The following is a 12,673-nucleotide window of genomic DNA, read 5'->3' as shown; positions in this document are numbered from 1 at the left end:
ACAACCGAACGGGACAGGCAACTCATGACGCTGGCAACACACCCACATTCATCGCGCACCCGTCCGGCGTCCGGCGGGTCCCGTTCCTGGAGGCACGTGGCATGAAGATCAAACGCTTTGTCGCCCCGGACATGCGCACCGCATTCCGCATGGTGCGTGAAGAGCACGGCCCGGATGCAGTGATCCTGTCCAACCGTCGTACCGCTGAAGGCATCGAGATCGTCGCTGCCAGCAACTACGACGAAGAACTCGTGCAGCGTGCGCTGGAAACCGCACGCTCCGATGCGCCGATCACCCACACCGCTCCGCTGCAGCAGGCGCCCGTGCAGCAGGCTCCGGCGCAGGCCGCTACCCGCCCGGCCGCTCCGGTGCATGCCCCGCTCAAGCCGGCCGCCGAGAACGGCATGAGCCACCGCCAGCGCGTTGCCAGCGCCGCCGAAGAAATGATTGCTGCGATGGCCCTGCGTCAGCCGGTCAGCGTGCCGCGTCAGGCCCCGGTGGCCGCCCCGATCCGCAGCGTGGTGCCGATGCCGGCCGTGCAGGATGTCGCCGCCCCGGTTGTGCAGCGTCAGGAACACGCGCTGTCGGCCGTGCCGGAACAGCTGTTCGCCGACTTTTTGACTACCGCCCCGGTGCAGCGCCCCGCCGTGCAGGCCGCTCCGGTGCAGGCACCGACCCCGGTCGTTGCCGCAGCCCTCGCCGCCCCGGCTTACGCCGCGCATGGGCAGGACGACGATGCATTCGACGACGAGGCCGACTTCGGCCTGGACGACGCGCTGCCGCAGATCCTGCCGCCAGCCGCGTTGCCGCCGATCGTCGTCGCCCCCGCCGCGCTGGCCGCGGTGCCGGTGGCCGCCGCGCCGCTCCCGCAGAACGACGAAGAACTCAAGCAGCTGCGTGGCGAACTGGCGCTGATGCGTCAGATGATCGAGCGCGAAATGAACCGCCTCACCGACGAGCGCCTGCGTGGCTCCCCGGTGCGTGCGCAGGCGCTGGAGCTGATGGACGACTACGGCTTCGATGCCGGCCTGACCCGCGATGTCGCCATGCAGATCCCGGCCGATACCGAATTGCACCGCGGCCGCGGGCTGATGCTGGGCCTGCTGTCCAAGCGTCTGCCGGTGGCTCCGATCGACCCGCTGGAACGCGGCGGCGTGATCGCCCTGGTCGGCCCGACCGGTGCCGGCAAGACCACCACCATCGCCAAGCTGGCGCAGCGCTTCGCCGCCCAGCACGCCCCGCGCGACGTGGCCCTGGTCACCACCGATACCTTGCGCGTCGGTGGCCGCGAGCAGCTGCACAGCTACGGCCGCCAGCTCGGCATCGCCGTGCACGAGGCCGACAGCGCCGAAAGCCTGCTCGCGCTGCTGGATCGCCTGCGCGACTACAAGCTGGTGCTGATCGACACCGCCGGCATGGGCCAGCGCGACCGCGCCCTGGCCGCCCAGCTGAACTGGCTGCGCGCCGCCCAGCAGGTCACCTCGCTGCTGGTGCTGCCCGCCAACTCTCATTTTGCCGACCTCGACGAGGTCGTGCGCCGCTTCGCCCACGCCAAACCCCAAGGCGTGGTGCTGACCAAACTCGACGAGACCGGCCGCTTCGGCAGCGCCTTGTCGGTGGTGGTCGACCACCAACTGCCCATCACCTGGGTGACTGACGGACAGCGGGTCCCAGACGACCTGCACCGCGCCAATGCCGCCAGTCTCGTTCTTCGTCTTGAAGATTTACGGCGCGCTGCCGATAAGCCCTGTACTCCGGAGCACAACCATGCAGTCGCGTGAATACGCAAAGCTGACCAACGCCTTCCCCCTGACGGCGACCCGTCCCGAGCCCTTGGGCCCGGTGCGCACGATTGCCGTGACCGGTGGCAAGGGCGGCGTGGGCAAAACCAACATCTCCGCCAACCTGGCCGTGGCGCTTGCCGACATGGGCAAACGCACCCTGCTGCTGGACGCCGACCTTGGCCTGGCCAACCTGGATGTGGTCTTGGGACTCTCGCCCAAGTTCACCCTGGCCGACCTGATCGCCGGCCGCTGCACGCTCGATGAAGTGATCATCGAAGGCCCGGGCGGCGTGTTGGTGGTGCCGGCCGCCTCCGGTCGCCGCCACATGGCGGAACTGGCTCCGGCCCAGCACATCGGCCTGGTCAATGTGTTCTCCGAACTGGAACGCGACCTGGACGTGATGGTCATCGACACCGCCGCCGGCATCACCGACAGCGTGCTGACCTTCTGCCAGGCCGCCCAGGACACCGTGGTGGTGGTCTGCGACGAGCCGGCCTCGATCACCGACGCCTACGCGCTGATCAAGGTGCTCTCGCGCGAACGCGGCGTGGACCGCCTGCAGATCATCGCCAACATGGTGCGCGACCCCAACGAAGGCCGCCTGCTGTACGACAAGCTCTCGCGCGTCTGCGAAAAGTTCCTTGGCGATGTGTCGCTGAACTATCTCGGCCACGTGCCGCAGGACGACTGGTTGCGCCTGTCGGTGCAGCGTCAGCAACCCGTCATCAAGGCGTATCCCGCCAGTCCGTCGGCGCAGGCCATTGCCGAAATCGCACGCCGTACCTCGCGCTGGCAGGCTCCCACCGTGCCGCGCGGCAACGTCGAGTTCTTTGTCGAACGCATCATCCAACGGGGAGTGGCCGCATGAGCACTGCTACCGCAACCACGGCCACCGCGCAGTACCGCGCCGTGCAGCGCAATAACGCCAACGACGTGGTGACCCAGCACGCCGATCTGGTCCGCCGCATCGCCCACCATCTGGCGGCGCGTCTGCCGGCCAGCGTGGAAGTGGACGACCTGATCCAGGCCGGCATGATCGGCCTGATCGAAGCCTCGCGCAGTTACGACTCCGACCAGGGCGCCTCGTTCGAAACCTACGCCTCGATCCGTATCCGCGGCTCGATGATCGACGAAATTCGCCGTGGCGACTGGGTGCCGCGTTCGGTACACCGCCGTGCCCGCGACGCCGCCGCCGCAGTGCGCAAGATCGAGCAGAACACCGGCCGCGCCGCCGCCGCCACCGAAGTGGCCGCCGCGATGGAAATGCCGCTGCCCGATTACCTGCGCCTGATGGAAGACGCCGCACGCGGCCAGGTGCTGAGCCTGGAATCGCGCATCGAAGATCACGGCGAGCTGGACACCACCGCCAAGGGTGGCCCCAACCCGCAGCAGATGATGGAGCGTGGCGAATTCGGCCGCGAGCTGGGCAAGGCCATCGGCCAGTTGCCCGAGCGCGAGCAGCTGGTGCTGTCGCTGTACTACGAACAGGAATTGAACCTGAAGGAAATCGGCGCTGTGCTCGGTGTCAGCGAGTCGCGCGTCTGCCAGATCCATGGCCAGGCCGTGGTGCGTTTGCGCGGCCGCCTCAAAGTCTTCGAACTGGCCGACGCCGGTGTCGAAATTGACGACTAATTTTTCGCGTATTTTTTCGTGTTAGGAGCTTGATGTGAATAAGAACATGCGGATCCTGATCGTGGACGACTTCTCGACGATGCGACGTATCGTCAAGAATCTGTTGGCAGATCTCGGCTTCACCAATACCGCAGAGGCCGAAGACGGCAACAGCGCGCTGGCTGCATTGCGCTCGGGCCCGTTCGATTTTGTGGTGACGGACTGGAACATGCCCGGCATGACCGGCATCGACCTGCTGCGCAACATCCGCGCCGACGCTAAGCTCAAGCACCTGCCGGTGATGATGGTGACCGCCGAAGCCAAGCGCGAGCAGATCATCGAAGCGGCGCAGTGCGGCGTCAATGGCTACATCATCAAGCCGTTCACCGCGCAGACGCTGGAAGAAAAGCTGGGCAAGGTATTCGAACGTCTGGCGGCGACCGCCTGATGAACGCCACCGTGGAGACCAATGCCGAACGCGCTGCGTTGATCGAGCGTCTGCAAGGTGCGCTTGATGCACTGGAAAGCGGTGACGAAGCTGCCTGGAAGCGCGAGGTCGATCACCTCGCCGCCCTGCGCACGCGTCCGATGATGCAGGGCCTGAGCCGGCTCGCACGCGAACTTGGGCAGGCGCTGGGCGAGCTGCCCACCGTGCCCGAAGAAGCCGGCGAACTGGACGATGCCTGCTCGCGCCTGGACCACGTGGTGGAAATGACCGAAAAGGCCAGCCATCGCACCCTGGATCTGGTCGAAGAATGCCGCGAGCTGGCCAACAAGCTGCGCGACGGCGGTCTGAATCAGGACCAGGGCGCGCTGATGGACCAGATGCGCCACAACCTCACCGAGCTGTCGCTGGCGCAGAGCTATCAGGACCTCAGCGGGCAGATCATTCGCCGCGTGGCCGGGATCGTGCGCCGCGTGCATGAAGGCTTCGGCGCGCTGGGCCTGCCGCCCAAGAGCACCGAGCCGAAGAAAGACGACGGCGGTCTTGCCGGTCCTGCGGTCAAGGGCCTGGACCGTCACGCGGTGTCGCAAGACGACGCCGACGATTTGCTGTCCGGATTGGGGTTGTAACCATGAGTGCTGTTCCAGACGATATTGCTGCCGATTTCATCGTCGAGGCCCAGGAAATCCTGGATCGCCTCGGCGAACAGCTGGTGTCGCTGGAACAGGCGCCAGACGAAGCCGACCAGCTCAACGCGGTGTTCCGCGGCTTCCACACGCTCAAGGGCGGCGCCGGCTTTCTGGCGATCAAGCCCATGGTGGAGCTGTGCCACGCCGCCGAAGAAACCCTCGGCATGGCGCGCTCGGGCCAGGCGGTGCTGCAGGCGCATCACTTCGATGCCGCGCAGCAGTCGCTGGATTATCTGCAGGCCATGCTGGATGCGATGGGCTCGGGCGAACCCGTGCCGCATGCACCGCCGTCGCTGATCGCACAGTTCGATGCCAAGAGCGGACCGCCGGCGGTCAAGGCCGCACCCAAGGCGGCAGCTGCCGCAGCTGCGCACGACGACGGCCATGCCGCGCCGGCGCCGGGCGCCAAGGCCGCACCGAAAGCTGGCGCCAAGGGCGGCGCCGAAGCCGAACAGACCGTGCGCGTGGATACCAAGCGCCTGGACGCCATCGTCAATCTGATTGGCGAACTGGTGCTCTCGCGCAACCGGTTGAAGACCTTGCGCACCCGTCTGCGCGACGAAGAACTCGACCGCGCGGTCAGCGTGCTGGATATCGCCACCGCCCGCCTGCAGACCGCGGTCATGCGCACCCGCATGCAGCCGGTGAGCAAGGTGTTCGCGCGCTTCCCCAAGGTGGCCCGCGACGTTGCGCGCACCCTGTCCAAGGAAGTTGAACTGGAACTGGTCGGCGCCGAAACCGAGCTCGATCGTAATCTGGTCGAAGCCCTGGCCGACCCGCTAGTGCACCTGGTGCGCAATGCGATCGACCACGGCATCGAATCGCCGGCATTGCGCGAAGCCACCGGCAAACCACGCAGTGGCCATGTGCGCCTGTCCGCGCAGCAGGAAGGCGACTACGTCAGCATCGAAATCCAGGACGACGGCGCCGGCATCGACCCGGAACGTCTGCGCGAAATCGCCCGCAACAAGGGCCTGATCGACGCCGAAGCCGCTGCCCGTCTGAGCACCGACGAATGCCTGCATCTGATCTTCATGCCGGGCTTTTCGACCAAGGCCGAAGTCACCGATATCTCCGGCCGCGGCGTCGGCATGGACGTGGTGCAGTCGCGTATCCGCGAGTTGAGCGGGCAGATCCAGATCCAGTCCGAACTGGGCCGCGGCAGCCGCTTCATGATTCGCGTGCCGTTGACCCTGGCCATCCTGCCCACGCTATTGGTGCAGGCCGGCGAAGCGGTGTATGCACTGCCGCTGGCACGCGTGGTCGAAGTGCTGCACGCACCGCAGACCTCGCTGGGCTGGTTCGACGGCCGCGCCGTGCTCGACCGTCGCTCGCACACCTTGCCGCTGATCGACCTGCGCCGCTGGCTGGGCGTGCCCGCCGATCAACCGCCGCTGCTGACCGTGGTGCTGCTGCAGGCCGGCGAAACCCGCTTCGGCCTGGTGGTGGATCAGGTCCGCGGCCGCGAGGAAGTGGTGATCAAACCCCTCCCCCGCGCCCTGCGCGGCCTGCCCGGCTACGCCGGCGCCACCCTGATCGGCGACGGCCGCATGGCGCTGATCCTGGATGTGGATGGGCTGCGTTCCAGCGATCATTGATTTTCGGGAATCGGGAATCGTCAAGACGATCCTAGCTACCTGATTTGACGACAACGGCCGCGTACTGCGGCCGTTGTCGTTTCACTACCAGCATCGCTGCCGATCTATGCCAATACGCGCGCAGGCATGGGCGCGATGGTTTGGCGACGGCCAGGCTGCCGTGGAACTGAATCTGGAACCGTTATTACAGAACCGTTACTTCACTAGCCCTCACACCATCCGGTGTTGAGGCGCAATCGACTGCTCTCTCTGTTGCTCCTGCTGCTGGGATTGCTGTTGGCGCTGCGTTTCGCCCAAGGCCTGCAATTGCGCCAAGGATTGCTCGACGGGCTGCGCAATCGCATCACTCGTCTTCATATGCGCCATCTTGTGAGCGGGGTCGTTCAACGCGCCTTCGACAACGAAAACATTCTCGCCCTGCTGCACGGACTTGGTGTTCTCGCTCAGCACGACATGATCGATCCGCGACAGTCCGTTTTCTTTGGCTAGATGTGCGCTGCTTGCTGCCAGCCGGGCGCTGTTGTCGTCGTACTCCCGACCGAGACCCTGCTCAAGGCGGCGAACGGCCTCTTCTGCTTGGCGATACAGCGGATCTGTTGGAAGTCTCGCAACCTGCGCTGCTTCCTGTAGCGGAGATACCTGCTCACCGGGCGACCGCGCCTCGCCAATCACCTTCTGCCAAAGTTCCTGCTTAGGCTTCGGATTGTTGTGCTCCTTATTCAACTCACTTTTAGGCATAGGAGCAGGAATGCTCTTGATATCATCTACGTTTTCTACGGGTCTGATATCCCCCTCAAATCCTTTATCAACTCCATCTTTTGTCTTCCGGTGCAGTCCAGCATGATTGAGCGCATCCCATGTGAAGTCGATGCAACTGTTTTTAGCGCCGTGATATTCCATATTGAATCCGTGCTTAGCAGGGGCCGCGCCGAAGGCCTCCAGCTTTTCATACTGTGCCTTATCGATCTCCATCGTGCGTGAGTAATAAGGTTTTTGATAGGTGTCGACGTCATTGAACGAAACTTTTCCTGGCCCGCTAGCCTCGCCATGCTTGATAGGCGAGAACCCATAACTTTTGACAGTCGCTCCGTCGTCAATCGAGTAGTACATATGACCACCAAAGGATGTGCCTCCGGCCATCAACGGCGTACCTGCGGCAGCGACGTAGACAGTGACTGCATAGCGCTTTTCATGATCATCCATGCTCATTCCCCTCACTTTCCTTTGTAGGTGTAAGCGACAAGAAGTTGCGCATTAGCCGCAACCAGCGCCTCGGCGTTCTGATCAAAGCGCAGTTTGAGCCGATAACGGCCTGGCTGGACAGCATTGCTATAGCCGAACGCCAACTCCCTGGACGCGGTCTGCTCAGTAGACAAACCGGCGTCCTGCAGCGTCGTACCGTCCGCATCAAAAGCGAACAGACCAGGCGCCATACCATCAGCTGACAAGGGAATGGACGCCTGCTGACCTACTCCCACACGCTGACTACGCTGCAATTCCACGGCGACCGGACCGGATGGTTCAATACGCTCCAAGTGGAGCTCGGCCGAAACACCAGCGCTAATCAGCCTGTCAGCACTTTGGGAGACGGCAGTTGGATCGACACCGGTGATCCGCACACCGATGAAAACGGGCGGAGTCGCGTCGTCGGGCAGTGCGGGCACATCGAATTCCAGCTCTGTAGGCCCACGATCATGTGGGGTCAAACTCCGTACCAACGGGACGACCGTTCTCATCTCTATCTGCTCCTTTGCGATAGGCACGTTTGCAGGCGGCGGTTGCAGGCTGCAGCCTGCGATCAGGCAGGTAATCAATGCCGTGAGTGCAAAGCGCATTCGATCGTTTGCAAGGGGCACGGCCTTTCTCCAATGGGTGTTGGTGCTGCAGGGGGAATTTTGACAGTTTTTCAATCTCATCGTGTCATGCACGCCTCTCAACTACCTCCAATGCCCTATGCACGCATTGCTTTATGAGGCCTGACAACTCCAGGACTGAGTGACATGTCCGCTCCCTCGGCTTATCGGATATAGACCCATTCGACGCATTTGTGCGCCACCAAATCTTGCGGCTCCACAGCCTCGCCTCGTGGAAAAACCTCTATACGCATCCCTGGGCGCGTGAAGAAATCACTCATCCAGCGGCCGTCCTCGACGATATTGCGCTCGCGCGCAAATCCCATTAGCTCAAGCTGCTGGGTGAAGCGGTCGAAGTCCAGACGACAGATCTCGGTCATTGAAGGCGATGCACCGGCCACATTGCGATCAAAACGGAATTCAAACCAGCGTCCATCGAGTTTGGCTTCATCAACACCAAAGCCGTAGCTCCACTCTTTGGTGAGCCGGCCAAAAGCACGGTATAGGGGTTCATCGTCTTTTACGAATTGAACGACCTGCCCCATTGCTGACTTCAAACGCTCGGGAGTGAAGTCGGAAATGGTCTGGCTGCCTTTGATCAACGCAAGCAGGTGGCCAAGCAAACCCTCCGCAGTGGGCTTGTCAGGCGGCACAGTGGCAGGGCTGGACGAGCTCAAGGCGGATGTCTCCGTGACGGTTGCCGGAGCTGCGCCGGCCGCCGTGTGGGCGCAAGCTCCCAGAGCAAGGGTGGCGAGCAAGGCGTAGAGGGGGCGCGCGATCATGAAGCGTCCGTTGTGCGCTGATGTCGCTGCGACGCTAGTAGCATGCGGCACTGAGGTCAATCGCAGGTCTCTGTCACCCGCACCATCATCGCCGCACGCTGCGCGCCTTGGCCGGCACCTCCACTGGCGGCAACACCTCCATCAACAGCTGCCCCGCGCTGGCGGTGATGCACAGCTTGGTGCCGATGGCAAAGCCCAGTTGTTCCAGCCATAGGCCGCTGAGGCGGACGTGGGGTACGTGCTGGTCGCCGCCGTGATTGTGGGCGCCGGGGTAATGGGTGTAGCTGACGGTGCATTGGCGTGCGTAGCGAGTGGCATATGAGCACCCAGGCTTCATTCTGTTTTGTTGAACCTCAACGCGTCATCGACGGACCGGCCTGGGTAACGGCTTGTTGCGATTGCTCCAGCGCCCGCTGCTGTTCGCGCGCCTGGGCCTGAGTCTGGTTGATTGCCTGCAGGCGATCGAATGACTGGGCCTCTGGTGTCTGCACGGCATCCAAGGTTGGCATATGGGCACGCTGGTGTGCCGGGTCATTGAGTGCACCCTGGACAATGAAGACCTTCTCGCCGCCAGCTAATTGAGGTGTCGGATTGTTGAGCACGACATGGTCCACCCGCGACAGCCCTTCCTCTTTTGCCAGCGCAAGCAGGCTGGCCGTCATGCGTTGGCTCGACACATCCCACCCTTTGCCGTGCTGGGCGTCGAGCTGCATCACACCACCTTTGATCTGCTGGTACAGCGCGTGGTCTGGGTGGCCTGGCTGTGAAGGCATCTGGGCCGGGGAAGGTGGCGATTGCGGGTCGCGCTCGCGCAACTCCTGCTCCAGCGCCTGGGCAGAAATCGGCGAGACGTGCAGATGATTGTCCTTGCTGTGCTGGAAGAGCCCAGGTGTTGGCGGCTGCTTACTACTGTCGAGGTACGGCATGGGACGGGTGTCACTGCCTAGATCGATGCCGTTGCGTTCCAGGATTTCTTCATTGAATCCCAGACGCTGCATGTTCAGGATCATCGGCTGCTCTGGCTCGCCGGGCTTTGACTTGTTGTAGTGACGCTCGTAGATGGCGGCTGTGCCGACCACCCACGGACCGTAATGGTTGACGTAGTCGGACTGGCCCGCATGACCGATACGCGTATCTTTGACCGACTTGTCGAAGTAGTTCACCCCCATCGCCTCGACGTTACTTGCCGTGGGCAATAACGTTAGGTCGCTATTGAACGTCAGGTTTGGCTTGGGTGTATAGACGCTTGGATAGCCGCTGCGCGTGACGAAATCTCTCGCCCGACCATCCGCAAATAGGTAAACATCTTCAAGCGTGGGATTAGGGTTACGAGTCTTGACCGCGCTCACGATAGCGTTCCATCCGGCTATCTCGGCCGTTGATTCGTCCGTACGGTTACTAGCCAGCACTTTTTCACCAGCAGCAGTGTGATCGTGTGTGCTACGGGCAATTTTTATGGCTTCTGTCTTGAATTGCTCCCGCGCAAGTGCGGCAGTAGGGCTGTAAAGGCTATGCTGAATTTCGTGTCCCAAGACAAAGGTCAAGTCGCCTGCCGCGGCATGCTTGCCGTTGGCATCATTCGCCAGCGCTGCGAGCGGCAAATGAATTTCCTGATCGCGTGGATCATAGATGCCTCCTGCATGCGGGTCGTTTAACGGTGCGAAGCCTTTCAACACCCTTTTCTGCACCGCCTCGTTGATCTGGCGGGTCAACTCGGGCGAATCGTTCAGAACCCGATTGAAGTTGTCCAGGTGCTCACGCGTGACACCTGGTTGCTGACTAAATGATGCCACCACGGCACTTGCTTCTTGGCTCAACATGTCCGCTCCTTGGACTAGCGAATTTGGACCCATTCGACGCACTGATGAGTGGCGCGCTCTGGGGGTGCGTCAGCTTCACCACGCGGAAAGAGCTCTACGCGCATCCCTGGGCGCTGGAAGATCTCACTCATCCATCGTCCATCCTCGACAAAGTTGCGCTTCCGCGAAAACCCCATTTCCTCTAGGTGTGCCGCATACGTCTCGAAGTCGATCTGGCAGATATCCGACATAGAGGGAGACGCTTCTGGCGGGTTAGGCAGGAACAGGAACTCGAACCATGCCCCCTTCACTTCGGTTTTGTTGACACCAAACCCGTAGTTCCAGTCTCGGGTTAGCACTCCGCTAGCCCCGAACCGCCCGGAACCATCATCGCGATACTGCACCGGCTGGCCCATTGCTCGAGACACATGATCGGCAGTGAACGACTCAATGCTGGCGCTTGTGCGGATCAGCTCCAGCACCCGTTCCAATGCTTCCTTCGCGGAACGCGGTCCACTTTTGGAAGGATCTGCAGGTACGTGATCGGCTGAGGAACTCATGGCAGATGTCTCCGTGACGGTTGCCGGGGCTGGGGTGGCCGAGGTGTGGGCGCATGCGCCCAAAGCTAGGGTGGCGAGCAAGGCGTAAAGGGGGCGCGCGATCATGAAGCGTCCGTTGTGCGCTGGTGTGGCTGCGACGCTAGTGGCATGCGGCACTGAGGTCAATCGCAAGGGGTCTGGCAACCGCACCATCATCGCCGCACGCTTTGCGCCTTGGCGGGCACCTCCACTGGCGGCAACACCTCCATCAACAGCTGCCCCGCGCTGGCGGTGATGCGCAGCTTGGTGCCGATGGCAAAGCCCAGTTGTTCCAGCCATAGGCCACTGAGGCGCACATGGGGTACGTGCTGGTCGCCGCCGTGATTGTGGGCGCCGGGGTAATGGGTGTAGCTAACGGTGCATTGGCGCGGGCGGCGGGCGCGGCGGGGAGCGCCCAGCGTGCCGGGGCCTTGCGGGGAGGCGTCCGGGTCGGGCGGCAGCATCGGTGGCAGCGTGGTGCGGTCGGGTTCCACAACAACCCACTGCACCCGCTTAGGCGGCGTAGGACGTGCACGTTTGCGGGTGGGCCGTGCACTGGCAGATGCGGTGGGTGGGCGACGGGGCGTCATGGCGCCTCCGGGTGGTGGTTGGTGGATGCGGCGACACGCTGCTGCAACGCCACGGTACTGCGTGCGAACTGGCCACGCGAGGTGCGCGGCAACACAACGAGCTGTCGACTCAGCGAATGCGCGGGATCGTCGCTCGCCTGCTCAACAGCTGCGCGTGCGACGAGCCGGCACAGCACCTCACCCACATCCCACCGCAGGCGGTGAGCGGAAGCTGGCAACAGATCAACCGGTACAGGTGCCGGCATGGATGGTGCGGTAGACATGGCAACGCCCTCCTGGAACAACCCAAGAACCGTCGCCAACGGCGACGGGATGTCGGGAGGTTCGAAACCGCACACAGCCGGCGGGCGTATTCCCCTTGCGGGTGTTGTATTAGCCGCCCTCCCGACGCAGGCATTGCGTCGGCTTGTGCCTGCAGGATGCAGGCACAAAAAACCCACCGGTTTGACGGAGGTGGGTACCGCTGTGTGAGGAGTTTCGACGCTCCTTGGGCCTAGATTGCAAGTGCACGGTCTGGCGTGTCAATACACGCTGGCGGGTCTCGCGCGGCTGTGTGTGTCGCTGGCGCAGTTCCATACCGGCCACGCAAGCCGAATGCCGTCGCCTGATAAGTGCACCTGACCCCATCACGGCCCGAGGCCCTACAGGCCACGGGCTGCAAGCTGCATGCCTATGTATTCAAATAACGGTTCCAGATTCACTTCTTTCGTGATCAAACCCCTACCCCACGCCCTGCGCGGCCTGCCCGGCTATGCCGGCGCCACCTTGATCGGCGACAGCCGCATGGCGCTGATCCTGGATGTGGATGGCTTGCGCTCCAGCGATCATTGATTTTCGGGAATCGGGAATCGTCAAGACGATCCTGGTTGCCTGATCTAACGACAACGGCCGCGTACTGCGGCCGTTGTCGTTTCACTACCAGCATCGCTGCTGATCTATATCGC

The 12,673-nt window shown here is 62.9% G+C and carries 12 protein-coding genes and 2 pseudogenes; 7 read left to right on the top strand and 7 right to left on the bottom strand.

Translation table 11 applies throughout. From position 1 onward, the window contains the following. Positions 1–101 precede the first annotated feature (101 nt). The 6 genes from flhF to ACZZ0O_RS16250 are packed head-to-tail and all read left to right on the top strand — an operon-like array spanning position 102 to position 6,127. Positions 102–1,781 carry a flagellar biosynthesis protein FlhF gene (gene flhF, locus ACZZ0O_RS16275; protein ID WP_463591277.1) on the top strand — a complete coding sequence of 560 codons (1,680 nt, stop codon included), beginning with the start codon at positions 102–104 and terminating at the stop codon, positions 1,779–1,781. After that, complete coding sequence (locus ACZZ0O_RS16270) at positions 1,768–2,652, top strand: MinD/ParA family protein (protein WP_055854547.1); 885 nt, start codon at positions 1,768–1,770, stop codon at positions 2,650–2,652. Before flhF ends, ACZZ0O_RS16270 begins: the two co-directional genes overlap by 14 nt. After that, entirely contained in the window at positions 2,649–3,416 is a 768-nt protein-coding gene (locus tag ACZZ0O_RS16265) for an RNA polymerase sigma factor FliA (RefSeq protein ID WP_011037072.1), read from the top strand. The genes ACZZ0O_RS16270 and ACZZ0O_RS16265 overlap by 4 nt, the downstream gene beginning before the upstream one ends. A 34-nt stretch (positions 3,417–3,450) precedes the next feature. Further along, on the top strand, positions 3,451–3,843 hold the full coding sequence (gene cheY, locus ACZZ0O_RS16260; RefSeq protein ID WP_055854550.1) for a chemotaxis response regulator CheY: 393 nt from the start codon (positions 3,451–3,453) through the stop codon (positions 3,841–3,843). Next, positions 3,843–4,469 carry a protein phosphatase CheZ gene (locus ACZZ0O_RS16255; protein WP_055854552.1) on the top strand — a complete coding sequence of 209 codons (627 nt, stop codon included), beginning with the start codon at positions 3,843–3,845 and terminating at the stop codon, positions 4,467–4,469. The genes cheY and ACZZ0O_RS16255 overlap by 1 nt, the downstream gene beginning before the upstream one ends. 2 nt (positions 4,470–4,471) lie before the next feature. Then, a complete protein-coding gene (locus ACZZ0O_RS16250; protein ID WP_115512910.1) occupies positions 4,472–6,127 on the top strand; it encodes a chemotaxis protein CheA in 1,656 nt (551 codons plus the stop codon). A 210-nt stretch (positions 6,128–6,337) separates the two neighbouring features. Here ACZZ0O_RS16250 and ACZZ0O_RS16245 read toward each other — a convergent pair whose 3' ends face one another. The 7 genes and pseudogenes from ACZZ0O_RS16245 to ACZZ0O_RS16215 all read right to left on the bottom strand — a co-directional run bounded on the left by ACZZ0O_RS16245 (position 6,338) and on the right by ACZZ0O_RS16215 (position 11,729). Next, on the bottom strand, positions 6,338–7,237 hold the full coding sequence (locus ACZZ0O_RS16245; RefSeq protein WP_463592472.1) for an XVIPCD domain-containing protein: 900 nt from the start codon (positions 7,235–7,237) through the stop codon (positions 6,338–6,340). Positions 7,238–7,341: 104 nt separating this feature from the next. After that, the gene (locus ACZZ0O_RS16240; RefSeq protein WP_164497836.1) at positions 7,342–7,890 is read right to left on the bottom strand and encodes a hypothetical protein; all 549 of its coding nucleotides are present in this window, start codon (positions 7,888–7,890) and stop codon (positions 7,342–7,344) included. Between the two features lie 254 nt (positions 7,891–8,144). Then, complete coding sequence (locus ACZZ0O_RS16235) at positions 8,145–8,762, bottom strand: hypothetical protein (RefSeq protein ID WP_463591276.1); 618 nt, start codon at positions 8,760–8,762, stop codon at positions 8,145–8,147. Between the two features lie 85 nt (positions 8,763–8,847). Then, positions 8,848–9,066, bottom strand: a pseudogene (locus tag ACZZ0O_RS16230) (SymE family type I addiction module toxin); the annotation flags it as partial. A gap of 49 nt (positions 9,067–9,115) precedes the next feature. Next, positions 9,116–10,582: an XVIPCD domain-containing protein gene (locus ACZZ0O_RS16225; protein WP_463591275.1), complete on the bottom strand. Its 1,467-nt coding sequence runs from the start codon at positions 10,580–10,582 to the stop codon at positions 9,116–9,118. Positions 10,583–10,596: 14 nt separating this feature from the next. Beyond that, complete coding sequence (locus ACZZ0O_RS16220; protein ID WP_463591274.1) at positions 10,597–11,226, bottom strand: hypothetical protein; 630 nt, start codon at positions 11,224–11,226, stop codon at positions 10,597–10,599. An 86-nt stretch (positions 11,227–11,312) separates the two neighbouring features. Beyond that, positions 11,313–11,729, bottom strand: coding sequence for a SymE family type I addiction module toxin (locus ACZZ0O_RS16215; protein WP_463591273.1), 417 nt, complete (start codon positions 11,727–11,729; stop codon positions 11,313–11,315). A 708-nt stretch (positions 11,730–12,437) separates the two neighbouring features. Here ACZZ0O_RS16215 and ACZZ0O_RS16210 point away from each other — a divergent pair. Further along, positions 12,438–12,560, top strand: a pseudogene (locus ACZZ0O_RS16210) (hypothetical protein); the annotation flags it as partial. Between the last annotated feature and the right edge of the window lie 113 nt (positions 12,561–12,673).

The organism is Xanthomonas sp. AC360, assembly GCF_979258225.1.
The sequence above is the reverse complement of the archived record's forward strand: the minus strand, read 5'-3'. Positions and strand labels throughout refer to the sequence as shown.